The sequence below is a fragment of the Streptomyces sp. SID9727 genome, from assembly GCF_010550605.1.
Taxonomy (GTDB): domain Bacteria; phylum Actinomycetota; class Actinomycetes; order Streptomycetales; family Streptomycetaceae; genus Streptomyces.
Genome location: NZ_JAAGNI010000181.1, coordinates 1 through 23,813, shown reverse-complemented (window position 1 = coordinate 23,813; position 23,813 = coordinate 1). Strand labels below are relative to the sequence as shown.

General features: G+C 73.2%; 17 protein-coding genes and 1 pseudogene. 6 read left to right on the top strand and 12 right to left on the bottom strand.

The window, feature by feature from the left end; translation table 11 throughout:
* Positions 1 to 25: 25 nt before the first annotated feature.
* The 7 genes from G3I41_RS12095 to G3I41_RS12065 all read right to left on the bottom strand — a co-directional run bounded on the left by G3I41_RS12095 (position 26) and on the right by G3I41_RS12065 (position 11,067).
* On the bottom strand, positions 26 to 1,570 hold the full coding sequence (locus tag G3I41_RS12095) for an MFS transporter (RefSeq protein WP_164400208.1): 1,545 nt from the start codon (positions 1,568 to 1,570) through the stop codon (positions 26 to 28).
* A gap of 129 nt (positions 1,571 to 1,699) precedes the next feature.
* Entirely contained in the window at positions 1,700 to 4,015 is a 2,316-nt protein-coding gene (locus G3I41_RS12090; RefSeq protein ID WP_164400207.1) for an arylsulfatase, read from the bottom strand.
* A 52-nt stretch (positions 4,016 to 4,067) separates the two neighbouring features.
* Positions 4,068 to 5,915 (bottom strand): ABC transporter ATP-binding protein, encoded by a 1,848-nt coding sequence (locus G3I41_RS12085; RefSeq protein WP_164400206.1) that lies wholly within the window; start codon positions 5,913 to 5,915, stop codon positions 4,068 to 4,070.
* Positions 5,912 to 6,799: an ABC transporter permease gene (locus G3I41_RS12080; protein ID WP_164400205.1), complete on the bottom strand. Its 888-nt coding sequence runs from the start codon at positions 6,797 to 6,799 to the stop codon at positions 5,912 to 5,914. The genes G3I41_RS12085 and G3I41_RS12080 overlap by 4 nt, the downstream gene beginning before the upstream one ends.
* Before the next feature lie 5 nt (positions 6,800 to 6,804).
* Complete coding sequence (locus G3I41_RS12075) at positions 6,805 to 7,749, bottom strand: ABC transporter permease (protein WP_164400204.1); 945 nt, start codon at positions 7,747 to 7,749, stop codon at positions 6,805 to 6,807.
* 1 nt (position 7,750) lies between these two features.
* The gene (locus G3I41_RS12070; protein WP_164400203.1) at positions 7,751 to 9,343 is read right to left on the bottom strand and encodes an ABC transporter substrate-binding protein; all 1,593 of its coding nucleotides are present in this window, start codon (positions 9,341 to 9,343) and stop codon (positions 7,751 to 7,753) included.
* 518 nt (positions 9,344 to 9,861) lie between these two features.
* Complete coding sequence (locus G3I41_RS12065) at positions 9,862 to 11,067, bottom strand: ROK family transcriptional regulator (RefSeq protein WP_164400202.1); 1,206 nt, start codon at positions 11,065 to 11,067, stop codon at positions 9,862 to 9,864.
* Positions 11,068 to 11,620: 553 nt separating this feature from the next.
* Between G3I41_RS12065 and G3I41_RS12060 the strand changes: the two genes are divergently transcribed.
* The 5 genes from G3I41_RS12060 (at position 11,621) to G3I41_RS12040 (ending at position 18,074) form a co-directional block, all read left to right on the top strand.
* The gene (locus tag G3I41_RS12060; RefSeq protein WP_164400201.1) at positions 11,621 to 12,571 is read left to right on the top strand and encodes a TauD/TfdA family dioxygenase; all 951 of its coding nucleotides are present in this window, start codon (positions 11,621 to 11,623) and stop codon (positions 12,569 to 12,571) included.
* Between the two features lie 413 nt (positions 12,572 to 12,984).
* Positions 12,985 to 13,947 (top strand): quinone oxidoreductase, encoded by a 963-nt coding sequence (locus tag G3I41_RS12055; RefSeq protein WP_164400200.1) that lies wholly within the window; start codon positions 12,985 to 12,987, stop codon positions 13,945 to 13,947.
* Between the two features lie 61 nt (positions 13,948 to 14,008).
* The gene (locus tag G3I41_RS12050; RefSeq protein WP_164400199.1) at positions 14,009 to 14,620 is read left to right on the top strand and encodes a TetR family transcriptional regulator; all 612 of its coding nucleotides are present in this window, start codon (positions 14,009 to 14,011) and stop codon (positions 14,618 to 14,620) included.
* A 212-nt stretch (positions 14,621 to 14,832) separates the two neighbouring features.
* Complete coding sequence (gene abc-f / locus G3I41_RS12045; protein WP_164400198.1) at positions 14,833 to 16,467, top strand: ribosomal protection-like ABC-F family protein; 1,635 nt, start codon at positions 14,833 to 14,835, stop codon at positions 16,465 to 16,467.
* Complete coding sequence (locus tag G3I41_RS12040; RefSeq protein ID WP_164400197.1) at positions 16,464 to 18,074, top strand: ABC-F family ATP-binding cassette domain-containing protein; 1,611 nt, start codon at positions 16,464 to 16,466, stop codon at positions 18,072 to 18,074. Before abc-f ends, G3I41_RS12040 begins: the two co-directional genes overlap by 4 nt.
* Here the strand turns inward: G3I41_RS12040 and G3I41_RS12035 are convergent.
* The 3 genes from G3I41_RS12035 to G3I41_RS12025 are packed head-to-tail and all read right to left on the bottom strand — an operon-like array spanning position 18,071 to position 21,740.
* The gene (locus G3I41_RS12035; protein ID WP_164400196.1) at positions 18,071 to 20,197 is read right to left on the bottom strand and encodes a xanthine dehydrogenase family protein molybdopterin-binding subunit; all 2,127 of its coding nucleotides are present in this window, start codon (positions 20,195 to 20,197) and stop codon (positions 18,071 to 18,073) included. The two genes, G3I41_RS12040 and G3I41_RS12035, sit on opposite strands and share 4 nt — an antisense overlap.
* On the bottom strand, positions 20,194 to 21,186 hold the full coding sequence (locus G3I41_RS12030) for a xanthine dehydrogenase family protein subunit M (protein ID WP_164400195.1): 993 nt from the start codon (positions 21,184 to 21,186) through the stop codon (positions 20,194 to 20,196). The genes G3I41_RS12035 and G3I41_RS12030 overlap by 4 nt, the downstream gene beginning before the upstream one ends.
* The gene (locus G3I41_RS12025; RefSeq protein ID WP_164400194.1) at positions 21,183 to 21,740 is read right to left on the bottom strand and encodes a 2Fe-2S iron-sulfur cluster-binding protein; all 558 of its coding nucleotides are present in this window, start codon (positions 21,738 to 21,740) and stop codon (positions 21,183 to 21,185) included. The genes G3I41_RS12030 and G3I41_RS12025 overlap by 4 nt, the downstream gene beginning before the upstream one ends.
* A 235-nt stretch (positions 21,741 to 21,975) precedes the next feature.
* Here G3I41_RS12025 and G3I41_RS12020 point away from each other — a divergent pair, with 235 nt between their 5' ends.
* A complete protein-coding gene (locus G3I41_RS12020; RefSeq protein WP_164400193.1) occupies positions 21,976 to 22,608 on the top strand; it encodes a TetR/AcrR family transcriptional regulator in 633 nt (210 codons plus the stop codon).
* A 107-nt stretch (positions 22,609 to 22,715) separates the two neighbouring features.
* Here the strand turns inward: G3I41_RS12020 and G3I41_RS12015 are convergent, their stop codons facing one another.
* Together G3I41_RS12015 and G3I41_RS12010 are read right to left on the bottom strand one after the other, a co-directional pair.
* Positions 22,716 to 23,168, bottom strand: a complete 453-nt coding sequence (locus G3I41_RS12015; protein ID WP_164400192.1) for an NAD(P)H-dependent oxidoreductase — start codon at positions 23,166 to 23,168, stop codon at positions 22,716 to 22,718.
* 64 nt (positions 23,169 to 23,232) lie between these two features.
* Positions 23,233 to 23,813: pseudogene (locus G3I41_RS12010) on the bottom strand (hypothetical protein); the annotation flags it as partial.

The window sequence follows — 23,813 nt, the reverse complement described above, 5'->3', positions numbered from 1 at the left end:
CGGCGGGAAGCGGTCGGACCGGTCCTCAGGGGCCCGGCCGGCCGCTCCCGCGCAGCCGCTCCAGGTCCGAGGGGCGGACCTGGATGACGAACAGCGCGATCAGCGCGGCGACGACGGCGAAGGCCGTTGCGGCCAGGAACGCGGTGGAGACACCCGACGCCAGGACCTGGTCGCCCCAGGGACTGGGGAGCTGCCCTGTTTTACGGAACCGGGCGAGCTGCGCCGGTGTCGCCTCGGCCATGAACGTGGGGACCTGGTCGGTCGCCTCGTTGCGGCTCGCCGTACCGAAGACCGTGACCAGGATGGACAGGCCGAGCGATCCGCCCACCTGCTGCGTGGTGTTGAGGATTCCGGAGGCCGCGCCCGACTCGTGCGGTTCGACGCCGGACAGGGCCATCAGCGTCAGCGAGACGAACTGCAGGCCCATGCCGAGCCCGAACACCAGGATCGGGCCCAGCAGGCTGCCCGGGTACGAACTGTGGACGTCGGTCTGCGTGAGCCAGCCGAGCCCGCCCGCCGCGAGGACCGCGCCCGTCACCATGAAGGGCTTGGGTCCGAACCGCGGCAGCAGCTTCGAGGTGAACCCGGCGCCGATCGCGATGATGACGCTGACCGGCAGGAAGGCGAGGCCCGTGCGCAGCGGGCTGAAGCCCAGGATGTTCTGCACGAACAGGGTCAGGAAGAAGAACATCCCGAACATCGCCGCCGCGAGGCTCAGCATGATCCCGTAGGTGCCGGCGCGGTTGCGGTCGCGGAACATCCACAGCGGGGTGATCGGCTGCCGGGACCGGCTCTCGATGGCGATGAACAGGCCGAGCAGCACGACGGCCGCGGCGAACGCGAGGAGCGTCAGCGTGTCGCTCCAGCCCTCCTCGGAGGCCCGGATGAATCCGTAGACGAGGGAGACCATACCCAGCGTCGCGGTGAGGGCGCCGAGGACGTCGAAGTGGCCCGGGTGGCGTTCGGACTCCTGGATGTAGCGGCGGGTCGCCAGCACGATCAGCGCGCCGATGGGCACGTTGACGAAGAAGATCCACCGCCAGTCCAGCCACTCGACCAGCACGCCGCCCGCGAGCAGGCCGATGGCGCTGCCGCCCGCGGAGACGGCCGCGAACACGCCGAAGGCCCTGTTGCGTGCGGGGCCTTCGTGGAAGGTGGTCGTGATCAGGGCGAGCGCGGTCGGCGACGCGATCGCGCCGCCGACGCCCTGGAGGGAGCGGGCGGCGAGCAGTTGCCAGGATTCCTGCGCCAGGCCGCCGAGCAGCGAGGCGATGACGAAGAGGGCGACGCCGGTCATGAAGACCCGGCGTCGCCCGAGGATGTCGCCCACCCGGCCGCCGAGGAGCAGCAGGCCGCCGAAGGTGAGGGTGTACGCGTTGATCACCCAGGACAGGTTCTCGGTGGAGAATCCGAGGGAGGTCTGGATGTGGGGCAGGGCGATGTTCACGATGGTGATGTCCAGGACCACCATCAGTTGGCACGAGCAGATGACCAGCAGGGCTATGGTGCCGCCGCGGTCCCTCCGGGGGGTTGCGGTGGCTTGCGGGGGTGTCGCGTGGGAGCCGGTCATGGGTTCGTTGCCGCTGGTGCGGTGGGGTGAACGCAGTCGTTCACCCCACCGACGTTAGACCTGGGCGGGGGTGGTCGCGAATCGATCTCCGGGGGGTGGGGCGGGGTGGGGATTTCTGGGTGTGCTCGCTCATTCGAATGCCGCTGCCGCCTCCTTCAGGGCCTGGGCCACCGCCTCCGGGGAGTCCGGGCCCGGATCGCCGGGGGTGTAGGTCACCGAGCGCAGGCGGCCCTGGAAGGGGAAGGAGCGGTGGCGTTCGAAGAGGGGCCAGGAGATGGGGGACTTGCGGTCCACGCCGATGCTGATGCCCTGGAAGGGGGCCATGCCGATGAGCTGGTGGACGCTGGGCGGGATGGCCCTGGTCTCGGCGTCGGCCTCGATCCGGAAGCTCCAGCGCAGGCCCTGCTCGGCGGTGGCGGCGAGGCGGACCGTGTGCGCGCCCGGTGCGAGCGGGCCCGCGTCCGTCTCGTGGAGCACGCCGTACTCGTTGTACGCGAAGTGCAGGCGGCCGTCCTCCACGTACAGGCTGTAACCGCCGCCCTGGTCGCCGTGCGAGACGAGGACGCCCTCGCCCGTGTCGTCGATCGCGACGGTGACCTCGAAGGAGCGCAGGGAGACCAGCCGGGACGATCGGTAGCGCTCCAGTTCCGGGGTCCCGGGCAGCAGGGTGAGGGGGTGTGACAGGCGGCCTTCGGCGGGATTGCGGCGGGCCAGTGCGCCGCTGCCGTCGGGGAGCGGGAAGACGCCGTTGCGCCAGGCGGCCTTCTCCCAGGCCGCCGAGAGTTCCTTGACGAGGCCGGGGTGCTCGGCGGCCAGGTCGTGGACCTCGGTCGGGTCGGTCCTGATGTCGTACAGGGCCCACTCGGAGTCGTCGTAGGGCGCGCCGGGGCGGTGCAGGGTGACGAGTTTGCGGCCGTCGCGGTAGTAGCTGCGGTTGCCGGTCATCTCGCAGTACTGCTCGGGGTGGGTGGAGAGGTGTTCCGGGTCGGCTAGTACGGGGGCGAAGGTGACGCCGTCCGGTTCCTGGAGCAGGACGCCGTGCCGGCGCTCCGGCCTTTCCAGGCCGGCGAGTTCGAGGAGGGTCGGGGCGATGTCGGTGACGTACTGGTACTGCGGGCGGGTGCCCGGGGTGAGCCGGCCTTCGCGGGCGCCCCTCGGCCAGGACAGGACGAACGGGACGCGCACCCCGCCCGCGTACGTGTGCCCCTTGTAGAGCCGGAACGGGGTGTTGGACGCCATGCCCCAGCCGCGCGGGTAGTGCACCAGGCTGCGCGGTCCGCCGATCAGCCCGGGGTCGCGGTCGACGTCGGGGGTCCAGTCCTCGGGCAGCGCGGGGTGGTGGACGAAGCGGCTGAAGTAGGAGCGGGTGCCCTCGGCGCCGCCCTCGCCGGTGCCTCCGTTGTCGGAGGTGAAGACGATGATGGTGTTGTCGAGCTCACCGAGCGCTTCGAGGGTGGCGGTGAGCCGGCCGAGGTTCTGGTCGATGTTGTCGACCAGTGCCGCGTACACCTCCATGTAGCGTGCGTACAGCCGCTGCTGCTCCTCGGTGAGGCTGTCCCAGGCGGGCACGTCCTGCCCGGCCTCGCTGTTGCGTGCGGGGAGTTTGGTGCCCGGCGGGAAGAGGCCGTCGGCGATCTGCGCGGCGAAGCGGCGCTCCCGCAGCGCGTCCCAGCCCGCGTCGTAGCGGCCCCGGTGGCGGGCGATGTCCTGCTCCTTGGCCTGGAGCGGGCCGTGGACGGCGTTGTGCGCGAGGTAGAGGAAGAAGGGTTTGTCCGGGTCGTGGGCGCGCAGCGACTTCACCATGGAGATGGCCTGGTCGGTGATGTCGTCGGTGTAGTAGTAGTCGTCGGGGAACTCGTCGATGTCCAGTGGGCTGTTGTCACGGACCAGTTGGTGCGGGTGGAAGAGGCTGGTGAGCCCTTCCAGGACGCCGTAGTACTGGTCGAAGCCCTTGCGCAGCGGCCAGTTGTCGCGGTCGTCGGCGGCGTTGGAGGCGGAGTCGCGGACCAGGTGCCATTTGCCGACGGCGTAGGTGGCGTAGCCCGAGTCGTGGAGGAGTTCGGCGAGGGTGGGGATGTCGTCGGCGATCTCCATGCCGTAACCGGGGAAACCGGGGTCGGAGTTGGCGACCATGGCGTAGCCGACGCGGTGCGGGTTGAGGCCGGTGAGCAGGGCGGCGCGGGCCGGGGAGCACAGCGGCATGGTGTGGTAGTTGCTGAGCCGTACGCCGTCCCGGGCGAGGGAGTCCAGTACGGGGGTGGGGATCTCCGACCCGAAGGGACCGATGTCGCTGTAGCCCATGTCGTCCACGAGCACGACGACGATGTTGGGGGCCTTCTCCCCCGGTGTCCGGCGAGCCGGCCAGGCCGGCTGGGAGGCGGCGAAGGTGCGGCCGACGCGGCCGGGGAAGCCGTCGTAGGGGTCGCGGCGGGTGCTGGTGGTCATGGGCTGGGGACTCCGTCATGGGTCGGGGCGGGCGGCTGGAGGGTGCGGTCGGTCATGCGAGGGCTCCCGCGCGCTCCGCGCGTGCAGGCGGGGGTACGGGTTCGGGCGCGGCGGCGAGCAGGGCGCGGGTGTACGGGTCGCGGGGGTGCTCGCACACCGCGTCGGCGGTGCCGGTCTCCACGACCCGGCCCCGGTGCATGACGGCGATCCGGTGGCTGATCTGCCGGACCACCGCGAGGTCGTGGGCGATGAAGACGAGGGAGAGGCCCAGGTCCCGCTGGAGGTCGGTGAGCAGGCCGGTGATCTGGGCCTGGACGGACACGTCGAGCGCGGAGACGGGTTCGTCGCAGATGAGGACGGACGGTGCGGGGGCGAGCGCGCGGGCGATGCCGACGCGCTGGCGCTGGCCGCCGGAGAAGGAGCGTGGGTGGCGTCCGGCCGCGGCCGGGTCCAGGCCCGCCAGCTCCAAGAGCTCCGCCACCCGCTTTCGGCGCGCTTCGCGGTCGCCGAGGCCGAATGCGACGAGGGGTTCGGCGACGATCTCGCCCACGGTCATGCGCGGGTTGAGCGAGGCGTAGGGGTCCTGGAACACCATCTGGACGTGGCGGCGCACCGCGTGCAGCGCCCGGCGCGAAGGCCGGGTGATGTCCTGGCCGCGCAGCCGCAGGGTGCCGCCGTCGGCGGTGTGGGCGTGGGCGAGGACCCGGGCGAGGGTGGACTTCCCGGAGCCGGACTCGCCGACGATGCCCAGCGTCTCGCCCTCCCTGAGCGTCAGCGACACCCCGTCGAGCGCGGGCGCCCCGCGTCGCCGGGCGCCGCGTCCCCCGTACGTCTTGGTGAGGCCGTCCGCCTCCAGGACGACCTCGCCGGGCGCGGGGCGGTCGATGCGCACGGGCGGGGCCGGGGCGGGCAGGGGCTCGGTGCGTCCGGCGGCGGGGAGGCAGGCGACCCGTACGCCGCCGGCCACCCGTGCGAGCGGCGGGGTCTGCGTGCGGCAGCGGTCCTCGGCCAGGGTGCAGCGGTCGGCGAAGGCGCAGCCGTCCCCGAGGAGCGTGAGGTCGGGCGGGCTGCCGGGGATGCCGGTGAGCCGGGTCCCGGACGGGTTGGCGAGGCGCGGGACGGCGGCGAGGAGTCCGGCGGTGTACGGGTGGCGGGGGCGGGTGAGCACCTCGGCGGTGGGCCCGTCCTCGACCACGGTGCCGCCGTACATGACGAGGACCCGTTCGCAGGCGCGGGCGACGACGCCCATGTTGTGGGTGATGAGGACGAGGGCGGTGCCGGTCTCGCGGTTGAGGTCGCCCAACAGGGTGAGGATCTGGTCCTGGACGGTGGCGTCGAGTGCGGTGGTCGGCTCGTCGGCGAGGAGGACGTCGGGTTCGCCCGCGAGGGCCATGGCGATGAGGATGCGCTGGCGCTGGCCGCCGGAGAACTGGTGCGGGTAGTCGTCGGCGCGGCGGAGCGCGTCGGGGATGCCGACCCGGTCCAGGAGTTCGACGGCGCGGGCACGGCGGGCGGCCTTGTCGTGGTTGCCGTGGGCGCGCAGGGCCTCGTCGATGTGGCGGCCCGCGGTGAGTACGGGATTGAGGGCGGTCATCGGGTCCTGGAAGACCATGCCGATGCGGGCGCCGCGCACGGCGCGCAGCTCCGCCTCGTCGGCGGCGGCCAGGTCGCGGCCGTCCAGCCGGACCGTGCCGGTGGTGATGCGGCCGGTGCCGGGCAGCATGCGGTTCAGGGCGAGCGCGGTGGTGGACTTGCCGGACCCCGACTCGCCGACGACGGCCAGGGTCTCGCCCCGGCGCAGGGTGAAGGAGACGCCGCGCACGGCACGCAGCGGTGAACCGTCGGGTGCGGTGAACTCGACGCCGAGGTCGCGGACGTCCAGCAGCTCGGGAACGGTCATCGGCGTATCTCCCGGTTGAGCGCCTCGGCGATGAGCGAGAGTCCGAGGACGAGCGCGGTCACGGTGATCAGGGGTCCCGCGGCGAAGTGCGGGGACTGGGCGAGGTAGGGCATGGACTGGCTCAGCACGGCTCCGAGGGTGGGCTCGGGCGGCCGGACGCCGACGCCGAGGAAGCTCATCGCGCCCTCAATGAAGACGGCGACGGTCAGCGAGACGGCGATCTGCACGACGAGCGGGTCGGCCGCGTTGGGCAGGATGTGCCGGACGAGCACCCGGCGGCCCGAACCGCCGCCGACCCGGGCGGCGGTGACGTACTCGCGTTCCCGCTGTACGAGGACGCCGCTCCGCAGCAGCCGGCCGAAGACCGGGACCTCCGCGAGGGCGATGACGAGCACGACGGGAACGCGCCCGGGGCCGAGGATCGCCGTGACGGCGAGCGCCAGGATCAGCCCGGGGAACGCGAGGAGCAGGTCGAAGACGCGCTGGACAACGGTGTCGGCGACGGGGTGGGCGGCGGCGGCCAGGGCGAGCAGGCAGCCGAGTGCGGCGCCGGCGGGCACCGCGATCGTGATGATGGTGAGGTCGGTGCGGATGCCGTACAGCACCCGGCTGAGCAGGTCGCGCCCGAGGTCGTCGGTGCCCAGGAGGTGCCCGGGCGCCCCGGGTCCCGCGAGGCTCTGGCCGCTCTGGTCGGTGGGCCCGTGTCCGGCGAGCAGCGGCGCGAGGAGTCCGGCGAGGACGACGATGCCGGCGAGGACGAGGCCGGTGCGGGCTCGGGCGGTGGACAGGGCGGTGCGGTACGGATGGCGGGGGCGGGCCGTGGCGTGCGGCGTGCGGGCGGCCGGGGGCGGCGCGGCGGTGAGGAGGTCGGTTGGCTGGGTCATCAGGGTCACTCCCACCTGATCCGGGGGTCGAGCCAGGCGTACACGAGGTCGGTGAGCAGCTGGACGAGGACGAAGACGGCGACCAGGAGCAGCAGCAGGTCCTGGACGACCGGGTAGTCGCGGCGCTGGAGCCCCTGTTCGGCGAGCTGTCCGAGGCCGGGCCAGGCGAAGATCGCCTCGACCAGGACCGCCCCGCCCAGCAGGTTCCCGACCTGCATGCCGAGCAGGGTGACGACGGGCGGCAGGGCGTTGGGCAGGGTGTGGCGCCACAGCAGGCGGCGCGGGGCGATCCCGGCGGCTGTGGCGGTGCGGATGTGATCCTCTGCGAGGCCGCGTTCGATGCCGTCCTTGAGGTAGCGGCCGAGCACGGCGGCGCTGGGCAGCGCCAGGCAGAGCGCCGGCAGCACCAGGTACTGGGCGGCGAGGTCCGGGGCCGTCAGGAAGGCGACCCGGCCACCGGGCGGCAGTACGGGGAGCGCCACGGCGAAGACCAGGACGAGCAGGACGCCGCTGACGAACGGGGGTACGGCCAGGGCGGCGGTGGTGATCACGCGCACGGCCGCGGTCAGCCACCGGTTGCGCGAGGTGGCCCCGAGGACACCGAAGGCCGTACCGAGCAGGATCACGAACAGCAGTGCAGCGAGGGTGAGTTCGGCGGTGGCACCGAGCCCGTCGCCGATGAGGTCGGCGGTCTGCCCGCCGATCGCGTAGGAGGGTCCGAGGTCCCCCTTCAGAAGCGAGCCGGTCCAGTGGGCGTACTGGGAGAGCAGGGGTGCGTCGAGGCCGAGCCGTTCGCGGATGGCGGCGACGGTCGCCGCGTCCGCGTCGGGTCCGGCGAGCGCGGTGGCGGGGTCGCCCGGGACCAGTCTGAGGATGGTGAAGATCAGGAAGGAGGCGGCGACCAGGACGAGGAGGGCGGACGGCAGCCGCCGGATCAGGTAGCTGCGCATGTCACACCAGGTAGGCGTTGTCGAGGTCGAGGTAGGAGAACTTGTTGAGCGTGACGCCGTGCAGGCGGGCGGCGGAGACCTGGATCTGTCCGCGTACGACGAGGTCGATGAGGAACGCCTCGTCGAGAAGGATGGAGGAGATCTTCTGGTGCAGGGCGTTGGCGGCGGCCCTGTCGGTCTCGGGCTCGGTCCAGGCTTCCCGTACGACCTGGGTGTAGGCGGCGGACCGGTATCTGGAGGTGTTCTTCGCCTCGTTGAAGGGGTACGCGCTGACGGCGAGGGTGGAGGGCTGCACCTGGGCGAATCCGTGGCCGAGGGACCACAGGGCCGGCATGCCCTGCGAGATCAGCTTCTTCTGTGCCGTGGCCCCGTCGGTGGGCTGGAGCGTGACGTGGACGCCGACCTGCTTGAGGTCGTACTGGATGGACTCGGCGATGGCCGTCTCGCCGGGCAGTGCGATGTGCAGCATGGGGAGGTCGAGCCGGGTGTGCCCCGCGGACTTCAGGAGTCGCCGGGCCTTCGCGGGGTCGTGCGTGTAGTGGGTGCGGTCGGCCTCGCTGTAGGCGGGTGAGGACTTGGGCCAGGGCGCGGCGGAGGCGAGGCCGTACCCGCCGAGGGTCTGGGCGACGAGCCGGTCCCGGTCGACGGCCCAGGCGAGCGCCTGGCGGACCGTGCGGTCGGTCAGCGGGGCGACCGTGGTGTTGACGCCGAGGTAGACGGCCCCGGCGCCGGTGTCGTAGTCGCTGAGGGTGAGCCCGCCGTCGGCCTTGACGACGCCGAGGCTCTTGCCGGGCACGTCGAAGGAGAGCTGGGACTGGCCCGAGCGCAGGGACGAGATCAGCGCGTCGGCCTGGGCGATGACCCGGAGTTCGACCCCGTCGAGGTAGGGGCGGCCGGGCTTCCAGTAGGTGTCGTTGCGAGTGAGGCTCAGACCTGAGCCGGGGCTCCACTTCTTCAGCTTGAACGGGCCGGTCCCGATGAGCTTCGTCCCCGCGACGGCGTCCTCGACGCTCTCCGAGTCAGTGATGATCATGAACTCGAACAGGTCGAAGAGGTTGTTGACCGGGTGCGCCAGCGTGAGCACCAGTTCGTGGTCGCCGCGCTTCTCGAACCCGGTGATGGTGGCCGCCGTGCTGCGCAACTGGGCCGCACGCACAGGGTTCTGAAGGTTCCTCACCGCGAAGATCACATCGTCCGCGGTGAACGAGCGGCCGTTGTGGAAGGTGACGTCGTCGCGCAGCCGCAGCGTGATGCTTCGCCCGTCCTTGGCGTACGTCCAGGAGGTGGCGAGTTCGGGTTCGGGATGGAGGCGGTCGTCGTAGCGGGTGAGGGTGTTGTAGATGAGGCGTTGCTGGAGGGACTGGCCGCTCTGTGCGAACAGCAGGGCGGGCGTGAAGTCGGCGTTCACGGCGACGTTCAGCACACCGCCGCGCCGGGGTGCGGCGCTCGCGCCCCGCGGCACGGACGCGGTGCCCGACACGGCCGAGCGGCAGCCCGCGAGACCCAGTCCGAGGAGCAGGGCGCCGCCGCCCGCGGCGCGGAGCGTGGAGCGCCGGGACGGTCCGGACGGCGTGAGGGGGTACAACTCGGTCATCGATGCCTGCCTGTGACGGGGAAGGGAGGAGGAGCGCGCGGCGGAGCACGTACGCGTATTCGTTCCGCTGCGGGAGGAATGAGGCGACGGGGCTGCGCTGCGCGAAGAACGCGCCGGACCGGGGCCGCTGCTGCGGCCGTGCGGAGTCCGCGCGGGTAGGCGTGAAGGGCTCCCGTGACGCACGGATGCACGGGAGCGGGGAAAGCCGGACGGGTCTCAGCGGGTCGCGGTCACCCGGGTGAGGTCAGCCGGCCGGGGCCATGGGGCTGCGCCGCAGTGGTCCGGGTCAGTGGCGGACGGCACAGACCGCGCTGGCCTGTCGACAGAGGTCGACGTGCCTGCGGGAGACGAGGCGCTTGTCCGGGTTCACGGGAGCAATATGACAGCGGCCTCGCCGGACGGTCAACCTGCCTGGTCCGCATGCTGGTACGAAGCGCTTTCCCCCGTCCGGTGGCCGGCCAGGGCCTGTCTGGCGATTCCCGTCGTCGCCCGGAGGGCGGGAAGCGTCAGACAGGCGCCTAGCGCACCGCGGCCGTCAGAGGGTTCCTGAACAGGGGATTCAGGAGGACGGCACCGGCCGCGACCGGGAGGACGGCCGTCCCGGCATGCGGACTGACGATGCGTCCGGGGTCCTGGCACACGTGCGAGTGGTCGACCGCGGCGCCCCTGATCTCCTCCAGGTATTCCGGGTTGGTGAGGCTGGCGTGCTCGGTGACGACGACGAGGTCGGGGTTGAGGACGTCGAGCAGCAGGGCCGTCGCCCGGCCGACCGCGCGGGCCCGCTCGCGCAGCAGCCGGTCGGCGCGCCGGTCCCCGGCTGCTGCCGCGTCCACGACCAGGAAGGCGTCGGGCCAGGGCACGATGCCGCGTCGCACGGCGGTCCGGGCCATCGCGGTGTTGGAGGCGGTCGCTTCCAGGCAGCCGGAGCGACCGCAGGGGCAGACCACCGTGGAGTCGGGCACGGGCAGGTGCGCCACGTCCCCGGCGCCGGACCCCGGCCCCTGGTGCACCAGGCCGGTGATGCCGAGAGCCGCGTCGACCACGTTGCCGATGAACAGGTGGACCAGGCTGCGCCGCGCCTCGGGCCGGCCGAACAGGATCTCGGACTGGGCGACGGCCCGCGCGTGGTTGTCGACGCGCACCTGCAAACCGTCCAGGGCACGGGCGAGTTCGGCTGCGAGCGGCCGGCCGGACCAGCCGAGCGGGGCGTGCCGCACGGCGGTGCCGGAGCCCGGGTCGACCCAGCCGCCGAGGGCCGCGCCCACCCCCAGCAGCGGCCGGTCGCGCCGGACGTCTTCCAGGAAGGCGCGCAGCCCGCGCGCGATCCTCGGCGGCAGCTCCCCGGCGGGGATGCCGTCGTGCGGGAAGGCGCGCCGGTCGAGCAGCCGGCCGCGCAGGTCCAACAGGCCGAACGTCGACGCGGGCACGCCGATGTGGACCCCGGCGACCAGGGGGCCGTCGCTCTCCCCGGTGTGCAGGTCGACCGGGATCTGCGGCCGGCCCACCCCGTTGCCGGCGATCAGCTCGGGCAACTCCCGCACCAGGCCCAGCCGTACGAGGTCGGTGCACTGGCGTGACACGGCGGCCGGGCTCAGCCCGGAGCGGTCGGCGATCGTCCGGCGGGCGACGGGGCCGTGGTCCAGGACGGTGCGCAGCACGGTCGCGGCGTTGGTCTCTCGCCTTCCGTCTCCGGTCGCGCGGAAGAGGCGGGGGTCGGCGGTCATGGGGCCTTCCTTCGGTCCTGCGCCGGTGGGGCGCTCGCAACGTTACGGCGGCGTGAATTCGCACGGGGCCGGTGACCGGGCCCGGAAGCGGCGCCCGCGCACTACCGGGTCTGCGCAGCGAACTCCGAGGCCAGGCAAGGTTTTTGGGCACCGTTCGAAGGCGTGGTGTGACCCCGTGCAGGCGCCGATTGAACCACTGCCGTACGCCCCTCGGGGCTTCGGCGGGCGCTTGACGTACCCGGCGGCGCGCTGCGAGTCTCCGGGACATGTTCGCGACGGCACTCACCGATGCGCGGCCCGTCCGCGCCGGCCGCCCCGCTTCTCAGCCCGTGTGTCCGGGCCGCTGTACCGCCGCCTGAGCTCACCGGCGTACCACCACCGCACCGCGCTCCCTCTCCTGAGCCGGCGACTCCGCGCACCGTCGCTCCGGGCAGTGCACCGTCTCCGCCCGAGGCGCATCCCGCCTCAATTGATTCCGCTCCGCAATTAATCCGCTCGCCGTCGGCACGCGCCCAGCGCCCGGCGGCGACGGGCGACCTCGAAGGGAAACCCCATGTCCTCCACCACCACCGCCCCCGCCGTTACCGTCCAGCAGCTCGGCGGCCGTATCGGCGCGGTCATCTCGGGTGTACGGCTCGGCGGCGATCTCGACCCGGAGACGGTCGCCGCCGTCCGGGCCGCGCTCCTCGCCCACAAGGTCGTCTTCTTCCGGGAGCAGGACCACCTGGACGAGGAGAGCCACGAGGCGTTCGGCCGGCTCCTCGGCACGCCCGTCGCCCATCCGACCGTGCCGTCCGCCGACGGGCGGTACTCGCTCGGCATCGACTCCGACCACGGCGGCCGGGCCAACCAGTGGCACACCGACGTCACCTTCGTCCCCGCCTACCCGGCCTTCTCCATCCTGCGGGCCGTCGTGATCCCCCCGTACGGCGGCAACACCCTGTGGTCGAACACGGCCGCCGCCTACGCGGAGCTGCCCGAGCAGCTGCGCACCCTGGCGGACGGTCTGCGGGCCGTCCACTCCAACGACTACGACTACGCGGCGGTACGGCCCAACGCCCTGCCCGAAGCGCTGGAGCAGTACCGCGAGGTGTTCACATCGACCAAGTTCCTCACCGAGCACCCGGTGGTCCGGGTGCATCCCGAGACCGGCGAACGCGTCCTGCTCCTCGGCAATTTCGTGCAGCGGATCAGCGGCCTGACCGGGCGCGACTCGCGGGCGCTGGTCGACCTGTTCCAGTCGCACATCGAGCGCCCGGAGAACACCGTGCGCTGGGACTGGCAGGTGGGCGACGTCGCGATCTGGGACAACCGCGCCACCCAGCACTACGGCGTGGACGACTCCGACACCCACGAGCGCAAGCTCCGCCGCGTCACCATCGACGGTGACGTCCCGGTCGGCGTCGACGGCCGCTCCTCCACCCTCATCAGCCCCGAGGCGGTGCCGGATCCGTCCTTCGGGATCGCGTCCGGCGCCTCCACCACCGAGGCGACGGCTGCGTGAGCCCGCACTCCCCGCTCCCGAGGGCGGCGTCCCGGCGCCGCCCTCCGGGGCACACTCGCAGGTGATCGTGGTCCTCACCGACCAGCAGCGCCGGGACACGGCCGGAGTGCACGGCGACCGGGCCGGTGCGACGGGAGCTCCTGGACCGGCCGGCCCGGACCGAGGGCGCGGAGCCGGCCGTCGTACGGGCCCCGGCACGGCACTCCGGGCAGCGCCGCGCGCAGTCCTTCCCGGCCGGAACGCCGCGGGAGGGGGCCAGGTGCGGCCATCGCCCGCACCGATGACACCGCGGGGCGGTGGGACGTCCCGCCGCCTCGGACTGGACTTGCCGGTCCATTTCTGCCTTTCTACGGTGGCCTGACCTCACCGCGGCACTCGGCTCGCGGTGACGGCTCACGGAGGAGGCACACCTGATGCACGCGATCCGCATCACCGAGCACGGCGGCCCCGAGGTCATGGCCTGGACCGAACTGCCGGAACCCACCCCCTCCCCCGGCGAGGCCCTGGTCCGGCTCGGGGCCGCCGGGGTGAACTTCATGGACGTGGGCGCCCGCACGGTGGGCGGCCCGGGCTGGGCCGCACCGGCCGTGCTCGGTGCCGAGGGCATGGGATACGTGACCGCACTCGGCGAGGGCGTCGAGGGGCTGGCCGTCGGCGACCGGGTCGCCTGGTTCTACCACCCCGGCAGCTACGCGGAGGTCCTGGCCGTCCCGGCGGACCGGCTGGTCAAGGTGCCCGACGACGTGCCGGACGAGACGGCGGCCGCGGTGATGATGCAGGGGCTCACGGCGAACCACTTCACCACCGAGACGTACGCCGTCGGCCCCGGCGACACCGCCGTGGTGCACGCCGCCGCCGGTGGTGTAGGACTCATGCTGACCCAGATGATCAAGGCGCGCGGCGGCCGGGTCATCGGCCTGGTCTCCCGCCCGGAGAAGGCGGCCGTCGCCGCGGAGGCCGGTGCGGACCAGGTCATCGTGTCGTCCGGGGCCGGGTTCGAGGAGCGGGTGCGCGAGCTGACGGACGGCGAGGGCGCCCATGTCGTGTACGACGGCGGCGGGACCTCGACGTTCCGGTCCTCGCAGCTGTCCCTGCGACTGCACGGGGTGCACGCCTACTACGGTCCCTTCATGGGCGTACCGTCGCTCTCGGTGACCGATCTGCCGAGCAGCATCCTGCTGTCGTACCCGACCGTGCAGGACCACGTCCCCAGCCGGGAGGCACTGGTCGCCCGGACCGAGGAGGTCTTCTCGATGGTGCGGGCGGGGCAGGTGACCCCGCGGATCGGCGGGCGGTACGCGCTCTCGGACGCGGCGCGGGCCCACAGCGACCTGGAGTCCCGCCGGACCACCGGGAAGCTGCTGCTGACCCCCTGAGCGGGCGCCCGACCCGTACCACCGTGAGAGTCCGTACGACCCCGAGAGAGGGAGAGACATCGTGCCGCTGACCCCCAAGGGCGCCGCGACGAAGCAGCGCATCGTCGAGGGTGCCGCCGCGGCGATCAGGCGTCAGGGTGTGTTCGCGCTGACGCTCGACGACGTCCTGGCGCTCACGTCGACCAGCAAGAGCCAGCTGTTCCACTACTTCCCGGGCGGGAAGGACGAGTTGATGCTGTCCGTCGCCCGCCACGAGGCGGACCGGGTGATCGGCGACCAGCAGCCGGAGCTGGGCGCCCTCACCTCGTGGCCGGCCTGGCTGAGCTGGCGCGACAAGGTCGTCGCCCGCTACCGCGAACAGGGCCGGGAGTGCCCGCTCGACATCGCGGTCTCCCGGATCGGGCCGGCCTCGTCGGGCGCACAGGCCGTCGCCTCCGAGCTGCTGGAACGCTGGCAGAACGCGCTGGCCTCCGGTATCCGCCACATGCAGTCCACCGGCGAGATCGACGCCGACCGGGACGCGGACCGCTCGGCGGCCGCCCTCCTCGCCGGGATCCAGGGCGGTGTGGTGATCCTGCTGTCCACCGGCAGCCCGGAACACCTGGAGGCGGCCCTGGACCAGGGCATCGCCGACCTGCGCCGCCGGACCGGCACCGTGGACGAAATGCCGTGAGCGGGAACGGCTGCTAAGATCGATAGGCCGTTCAGCGTGTACGAGGAGACCAGACATGGCAGGCGACGACGACATCTCCGGGTGATCCCGGAGCCCCGTAGCCGCAGCGGGCGCCCAGGGCGCCGCCGCAGTGGCCATGTCGTTGTTCCCTCAGGCCATTCTCCCGGGGCCGTGGTGTCTGCCGTCCCCGGATTCACACGCGAGGTCTTCGTATGTCCGACGCATCCCTCATCTGCTCGAACCTCTCCTTCTCCTGGCCGGACGACACCCCGGTCTTCTCCGGCCTGTCCTTCAGCGTGGGCAGCGGCCGTACCGGTCTCGTCGCGCCCAACGGCTCGGGGAAGAGCACCCTGCTCAAACTGCTGGCCGGCGAGCTGCGCCCGAGCGCCGGTTCGGTCACCGTCGACGGCACGCTCGGCTACCTTCCGCAGAGCCTGCCCCTGACCGGTGACCTTTCGGTCTCCGAGGTCCTGGGCGTCGACGCGGTGATCCGCGCGCTGGACGCCGTGGAGTCCGGTGACGTGGACGAGAAGCACTTCGCGGTCATCGGCGACGACTGGGACATCGAGGAGCGCACCCGCGCCCAGCTCGACCGGCTCGGCCTGGACGGCATCGCCCTGGACCGCGGCATCGGCACGCTCAGCGGCGGCCAGGTCGTCTCGCTCGGACTCGCGGCGCAGCTGCTGAAGCGGCCGGACGTCCTGCTCCTCGACGAGCCGACGAACAACCTCGATCTCGACGCGCGGCACCGCCTCTACGACACGCTGGAGACGTGGAACGGCACGCTGCTGCTCGTCAGCCACGACCGCGCACTGCTGGACCGCATGGACCGCATCGCCGAACTCGGCACATCGGAACTGCGGCTTTACGGCGGCAACTTCACGGCGTACGAGGAAGCCGTGCGGGCCGAGCAGGAGGTGGCCGAGAAGAACGTCCGCAACGCGGAGCAGGAGCTGAAGCGGGAGAAGCGCGAGATGCAGCAGGCCCGTGAGCGGGCCGAGCGGCGCGCGAGCAACGCGGCCCGCAACCTCAAGAACGCGGGCCTGCCCCGCATCTTCGCCGGCAACATGAAGCGGGGCGCCCAGGAGGCGGCCGGCAAGTCGGGGCAGACGCACGCCGCGCGGGTCGGCGAGGCGCAGGCCCGCCTCGACGAGGCGGGGCGTGCGGTACGCGACGAGCAGCGCATCACGCTCGACCTGCCGGACACCGATGTGCCCGCCGGCCGCACGGTGCTCCTGGCCGAACGGTTGCGGGTGCGCCTCGGCGGCCGGGAGCAGTTCTCCGGCGACGGCGTCGACCTGACGATCCGGGGCCCCGAGCGCATCGCCCTGACCGGGCCCAACGGCGCCGGCAAGAGCACCCTGCTGCGGCTGGTCAACGGTGACCTGACCCCGGACGGCGGGTCGATCAGGCGGGCCGACGGGCGCATCGCGTACCTCTCGCAACGGCTCGACCTGCTCGACCTCGGGCGCACGGTGGCCGAGAACTTCGCCGCGTACGCCCCGCACCGGGAGGAGGCCGAGCGGATGAACCTCCTCGCGCGCTTCCTCTTCCGCGGCGACCGCGCCCATCTGCCGGTCGGCGTGCTGTCGGGCGGCGAGCGGCTGCGGGCCACGCTGGCCTGCGTCCTGTGCGCGGAACCGGCCCCGCAGCTGCTGCTCCTGGACGAGCCGACGAACAACCTGGACCTCGTGAGCGCCGGCCAGCTGGAGAGCGCGCTCGCTTCGTACCGGGGGGCGTTCGTGGTGGTCAGCCACGACGAACGGTTCCTGGAACGGATCGGCGTGGGCCGGTGGTTGCGGCTGGCGGACGGGGAGCTGCGCGAGACGGGGGGACCGGAGGCATGAGCCGCTCCCTCCTCGCCCACGACCTGGTCCGCGTCCTCGGTACGAAGCGTGTCCTGGACGGGGTGTCCCTCACCGCGTCGCCCGGCGAGCGCATCGGCCTCATCGGTGAGAACGGTGTCGGCAAGTCGACGCTCCTGCGGTTGCTCGCCGGGGTGGACGAGCCCGATGCCGGAGAGGTCACCCGGCCCGCCGATGTGGGGTTCCTGCACCAGGAGATGCCGTTCGACGCGGACTCCACCGTCGCCGGTGTCCTGGACGACGCCCTGCGCGAGGCCCGGGCGGACCTCGCGGAGCTCGACCGGCTCTCCGGTCTGCTCTCGCGCACGCCGGAGGGCTCTCCGGAGCACGCGCGGCTCCTGGAGACGTACGGCGGACGGCTCGAACAGGCCGAGGAGAGGGAGGTCTGGGACGCCGACCGGCGCGCGTCCGTCGTGCTCGGCGGGCTCGGGCTCGGCTCGCTCCCGCACAGGCGGACGCTGCGCTCGCTCTCGGGCGGGCAGCGCGGCCGGCTGGCGCTCGCCGCGCTGCTGGTGCGCCGTCCGGCCGCCCTCCTCCTGGACGAGCCGACCAACCATCTGGACGACGAGGCCGCGGCGTTCGTGGAGGAGCAGCTGCGCGCGATGCCCGGGCCGGTGGTGCTCGCCGGTCACGACCGGGCGTTCCTGGACGCCGTCTGCACGGACCTCGTGGACCTCGATCCTGCGGTGGACGGGCCGGTACGGTACGGCGGCGGGTACAGCGCGTACCTGGCGGAGAAGCGGGCGGAACGGGCCCGGTGGGAGCGCCGGTACGCCGAGGAGCAGGAGGAGATCGGCGAGCTGCGCCGGTCGGCCGCGGTGACCGCGCGCCAGGTCGCGCCCGACCGGGGGCCCCGCGACAGCGAGAAGATGGGGTACGGGCTGCGGGCCGGCCGGGTGCAGAGCCAGATCGCCCGCCGGGTGCGCAACGCCACCCGCCGTCTGGACGAGGCGGAGCGCCGCCAGGTGGCCGAGCCGCCCAGCCCGCTGCGGTTCCGGTACCCGGAGCGGGCGGAGCCGCCCGGGCCGGGCACGCTGGTGTCCCTGCGCGGGGTGCGGTTCCCCGGCCGGCTGGCCGTCGACGAGCTCGATGTCGAGGCGTCCGACCGGCTGCTGGTGACGGGCGGCAACGGTACGGGGAAGTCGACGCTGATCGCGGTGCTCGCGGGCCGTCCGGTGGCGTTCGGCGAGGTGGTCCGGCGGCCGGGGCTGTCCGTCGGGGTGCTGGCTCAGGACAGCGTGTTCGCCCGGCCGGACCGTACCGTCGCCGACACCTACGTACGGGTGCTGGGCGCCGAGCGCGCGGAACTGGTGCCGCTGCTCTCGCTGGGGCTGCTGCGCGAGGCGGACCTGGGCAAGCAGGTGCGGCAACTGTCGGCGGGCCAGCGGCGCAGGCTCGCGCTCGCACTGCTGATGGCCCGCCCGCCGGAGCTGTTGCTGCTGGACGAGCCGACCAACCACCTCTCCCCCGCGCTCTGCGACGAGCTGGAGGAGGCACTGGGTCCGGGACCGGGCGCGGTCGTGGTCGCCAGCCACGACCGCTGGCTGCGGCGTCGCTGGCGGGGGCGCGAAGTGCGGCTCGGTGCTTAGGGAGTCCCCCTGCCCAGGACGCGGTCCGGACGGATCGGCAGTTCACGGTGGCGTACGCCCGTCGCGTGCCACACCGCGTTGGCGATCGCGGCGGCGACGCCCACGATGCCGATCTCGCCGATGCCCTTGATGCCGACGGGGTCGCCGGGCACCGGGTCGTCCACCCAGTCCGCCTCGATATGCGGCACATCGGCGTGGGAGGCGACGTGGTATCCGGCGAGGTCGGCGTTGACGTGCCCGCCGGTCGCCGCGTCGCGGACCGCTTCCTCGTGGAGCGCCATGGAGAGGCCCCAGGTCATGCCGCCGATGAGCTGGCTGCGCGCGGTGAGGGGGTTGACGATGGTGCCCGCCGCGAAGATGCCGAGCAGGCGGCGTGCGCGCACCTCGCCGGTGGTGACGTCGACGGCGACCTCGGCGAACTGGGCGCCGAACGAGTGCCGTTCCCGCTGCGGAAGGGCGGCGATGGCGTCGGCGGTGTCCGCGCGGGCGGTGATCCCCTCGGCCGGGATGCCGCCGCCCAGTGCCAGCCGTTCGCGGAGGTCGGCCGCCGCGAGGCGTACCGCCCAGCCCCAGGAGCGGGTGCCGGTGGAACCGCCCGCGATCATCGCGTGGCCCAGGTCGCTGTCGCCGATGCGCACCTGGACGAGGTCCGGGTCCGCCTGGAGCGCTTCCGCGGCGACGAGCGTCATGGCGGTGCGGGCTCCGGTGCCGATGTCCGCCGCGTTGACCCGTACGGTGAAGGTGCCGTCGGCCTCGGCGGTGACGGCGGCGGTGGAGCGGCCGACGCCCGAGGGGTAGGAGGCGGCGGCCGTCCCGGTGCCGATCAGCCAGCGGCCTTCGCGGCGCAGGCCGGGCCGCGGATCGCGGTCCGCCCAGCCGAAGCGGCGGGCGCCCTCCTCGAAGCAGGCGAGCAGGTTGCGGCTGCTGAACGGCAGGCCCGAGACCGGCCCGGCGGCGGGTTCGTTGCGGGCCCGCAGGGCGATGGGGTCAACGCCGCACTTCTCGGCGAGTTCGTCGAGGGCCGACTCGATGGCGAAGGACCCGGGTGCCTCGCCGGGGGCGCGCATCCAGGTAGGCGTCGGCACGTCGAGCCGTACGACCCGGTGCCGGGTGCGGTGCGCGTCGGCGTCGTAGAGGACGCGGCCGAGCACGGCGCTCGTCTCGATGAACTCGTGCACGCCGGACGTGAGGTTCAGCGCCTCGTGGTCGAAGGCGCACAGCCGGCCTTCGGCGTCCGCCGCGATCCTGACGCGCTGGGCGGTGGGGCTGCGGTAGCCGACGAGCGAGAACATCTGCCGGCGTGTCATGACGACCCGTACGGGCCGGTGAAGCGCTGTCGTCGCCATGACCGCGGCGACCTGGTGGGCGTTCAGGCCCTTCGATCCGAAGGCGCCGCCGATGTGTTCGGACCGCACCCGCACCGAGGCCGGGTCCAGGGAGAAGAGCTGGGCGAGTTCCCCGGCCACCCAGGAGCTGCCCTGGTTGGAGTCGATGACGTCGAGCCGGCCGTCGTCCCAGCGGGCGGTCGCGGCGTGCGGCTCCATCGTGCAGTGGTGCTCCTCCGGCGTCGTGTACTCCGCGTCCACGACGAAGGCGGCCCCGTCGATCCGCGCTCGAACGTCCCCCTTCTCCGTGTCGGGGCGCATCCTCGGAGAGTCCTCGGGCCGGTAGGCGTCGTCGCGGCCGGCGCGGAACGCCACGTCGTGCGGCTCCTCCTCGTAGCCGACGACCAGTGCCTCCGCGGCCTCCCTGGCCTGTTCGGGGGTCTCGGCCACCACGAGCGCCACCGGCCAGCCCGCGAACGGCACCCGGTCGTGCTGGAAGAGCCCGACGACCGGGTTGGGGCGGCCGAGCATGCCCACGTAGTCGGCGTCGACGCGCGGGGCGTTGCCGTGGTGGAGCACGGCGAGCACGCCCGGCATGGCGAGCACGGGTTCGTCCGCCACGTCGGTGATCCGGCCCCGGGCGATCGTGGAGAGGACCAGCCAGCCGTGCGCGAGCCGGGCGAAGGGGATCTCGCCCGCGTAGCGGGCGGCGCCGGTGACCTTGTCGCGGCCCTCCACCCGGGCGCGGCCCGGGCCCACGGTCCCGGAGGCGGTGGTGGTACCGGTCGTCGTGGTCATCGGGCGGCCTCCGCGGCGAGTCGGGTGAGCTCGGCGACGACGAGGTTGCGCATCAGCGTCACCTTGTAGCCGTTCCCGGGCAGGGGCCGGGCGGCGGCCAGTTCGGCGTCGGCCGCCGCGGCGAACGCGGTCCCGTCGGCCGGGCCGCCGGTCAGGGCCCGTTCGGCGGTACGGGCCCGCCACGGCCGGGAGGCGACGGCCCCGAAGGCGAGGCGGACGTCGTGCACGACGCCCTCGCGTACATCGAGGGCGGCGGCGACCGAGCCGATCGCGAAGGCGTACGAGGCACGCTCGCGCACCTTACGGTAGCGGGAGTGCGCGGCGGCCGGGACGGGCGGCAGTGTGACTCCGGTGATCACGGAGCCGGCGGGCAGCGCGGTCTCGATGTGGGGGGTGTCGCCCACCGGCAGGTAGAACGCCTCGATCGGCAACTCGCCGGGTCCGTCGGCCGTTTCGTACGAGACGGCCGCGTCGAACGCCGCGAGCGCGACCGCCATGTCGGAGGGGTGTGTGGCCACACAGTGCTCCGACGCGCCGAGGACCGCGTGGTTGCGGTGGTCCCCCGCGACGGCGGGACAACCGGTGCCGGGCACCCGCTTGTTGCAGGGTTTGGCCAGGTCGGCGAAGTAGCCGCACCGGGTGCGCTGGAGGAGGTTGCCGCCGACGGTGGCCATGTTGCGCAGCTGCCCGGACGCTCCGGCGAGCAGCGCCTGGGCGAGGGCCGGGTAGTGGCGGCGTACGTCGGGGTGGGCCGCCAGATCGCTGTTGGAGACGGTGGCACCGATGCGCAGGCCGCCCCCGGAGCTGAAGCTGATTTCGTCCAGGGGGAGTTCCCGTACGTCGACGAGGAGGCTGGGTCGCTCCACGCCCGCCTTCATCAGGTCGATCAGGTTGGTGCCGCCGCCGAGGAGCCGGGCGCCGGGGTCGCCGCTGAGGAGAGCCACCGCTCCGGCGACGTCGTGGACCCGTTCGTATCCGAACTCCCTCATACCGCAAGCTCCTTGGACCGGTCGGTGGTGGCCTCGGCGGCGCGGGCGACCGCCTGGACGATCTGTGTGTACGCCCCGCAGCGGCAGAGGTTTCCGCTCATGCGCTCACGGATCTCGTCGGGGGTGAGCGCGGGTGCCCCGGCATCGGGCCGTACGTCCTCGGTCGCGGCACTGGGCCACCCGGCGGCGTGCTCCTCGATGACCGCGAGGGCGGAGCAGATCTGGCCCGGGGTGCAGTAGCCGCACTGGTATCCGTCGAGGTCCAGGAACGCCTGCTGCACGGGGTGCAGGCGGTCGCCGTCCGCGACGCCCTCGATGGTGGTGATCTCGCGCCCCTCGGCCGCCACCGCGAGCTGGAGGCAGGCCACGATCCTGCGGCCGTCGAGCAGCACCGTACAGGCGCCGCACTGGCCCTGGTCGCAGCCCTTCTTGGTACCGGTCAGGTCGAGGCGTTCGCGTAGCGCGTCGAGCAGGGTGGTGCGGTGGTCGACAGTCAGCGTGTATTTTTCGCCGTTGACGCGCAGGGTGACGGCGCTGGACGTCGATGGGGCCATGATCAGCCTTCTTTCGCATGTGCTGGACCGCTCCGCACGGGACGGTGTGCGGCCGGTGCGGGAGGCGGCGAGCGCGGCGTGCGGGTGGGGGGCCGACGGGAGCCGGTCGGTCAAGTGGCCTGATCCGGCGCTGCGGTGGAGACAAGCGGACAGCTGTCCGCTTGGTTGTCGAACCTAACGGACGGCTGTCCGGCGAGCAAGGCCGTCCCCGGCCACGGCTCGGGAGGGGGGAGGAGTGCGGGACGCGAGGAGCACGCCCACGCGGCCGGACGCGCAGCGCAACCGCGAACGCATCCTGGCCGTCGCGCTCGACGAGCTGACCCGGGCCGCGGACACCCCGGTGAGCGTGATCGCCCGGAAGGCCGGCGTGGGCCAGGGCACGTTCTACCGCAACTTCCCGCACCGCGAGGCCCTGGTGCTGGAGGTCTACCGGTACGAGATGCGCCAGGTCGCCGACGCGGCGGCCCAGCTCCTCGCCGACCGCCCGGCCGACCGCGCCCTGCGCGAGTGGATGGACCGCCTCGCCCGGTACGCCATGGCGAAGGCGGGCCTGGCGGACGCCCTGCGCGCCGCGACCAGCGGGCACGGCAGCCTGGCGCAGGTCGGCCACGGCCCGGTGACCGAGGCCATCACGCTCCTGCTGGCGGCGAACGAGGCGGCGGGCACGATACGCGCCGGGGTGACCCCGGACGACTTCCTCCTCGCCATAGCGGGCCTGTGGCAGCTCGACCCGCACAGCGACTGGCAGCCCCGCGCCGCCCGCCTCTTCGACCTGGTCACGGACGGGCTGCGGGCGGGGGCGGCCGGGACCCCCGACCGGCCGATGCCGGCGACGCGCGCCCACGCCGACGGCGCGTCCGGTACGTAGGCGCGGGGTCGTTCTCGTCCCACCATGCGCGGACGGGGCCCGATCCACGGAGGGAACGAGTCGTCGTCGCGGCCAGCGTGGCGTCCGGCCGCTCGCCGCGCAGTCCCCTATCCGGTCAGGCCGGCCGCCAGCGTGGCTCCCAGCTCCCAGCACGCCTCGGTGTCCGCCCTGGCCGGCTCGCCCGTCACCTTCACGACGTCCGCCGCGCGGCGCCAGCCGAGTCCGGTGGTGATCGTCTCGATGCCGCGCACGGCCCCGGTGACGTCGTTGCCGCCGTGCACGTAGTAGCCGAAGGGGCGGCCCCGCGTCGTGTCGAGGCACGGGTAGTAGATCTGGTCGAAGAAGTGCTTGAGCGCCCCGGACATGTAGCCGAGGTTCGCCGGGGTGCCGAGGAGCAGCCCGTCCGCTTCGAGCACGTCGGAGGCCGTCGCGGCGAGCGCGGCGCGCCGTACGACGCGTACGCCCTCGATCTCGTCCGTCGTCGCGCCGGAGACGACGGCCTCGAAGAGGGCCTGGCAGTTCGGCGAGGGGGTGTGATGCACGATCAGGAGAGTGGGCACACCACCGAACCCTGCCGTCCCCCACCCTCCGCCGCAAGCCGGGCCCGCGCGGCGGGCCGCGGTGTCAGGAGCGGTGGCCGAAGAACTCGACCTCGGCGACCGCCACCCGGCGGCCCTTGCCGGCGCCGTACACGGAGTCGACCGTGAGCCGGACGCGGACGGTCTGCGAGCCCCGCAGATCGAACGTCTGCTGGCCGGCCTGGTCGGCGAGCCGGATCGTCTTCGTGCTCCTGGTGCCGTCCCGCGCCGTCAGTTCGGCGACGAGCCTGGCCGGCCGGGCCTGGGTCAGATACTCGTCCGTACGCGTCGATGTGCCGGAGAACACCACCATCTTCCGCATCCGGACCGGCGAGTCGAACGTGCACTCAAGGAACTCCCCGGCCCCGCCGCCGGTGGTCCTGGGCGCCCAGTACCGGTTGTTGAAGCCGTCCACCGCGGCGCCTGCGCCATGCCCCGGGGCCGCGCTCGACGCGTGGCACGCGGAGGGCGGCATCGACTCCGGCGCGCCGGTCTCCTCCTTGGCGAGGCCGAGCAGCCCGGACAGGTGCGGCAGCGCGAACCACACCCCGGCCAGGACGACGAGCAGGGCCAGGGGGACCCCCAGCCGTGGCCCCCGCCGGCGGCGCCGCGGGCGTGCCCCGGCCT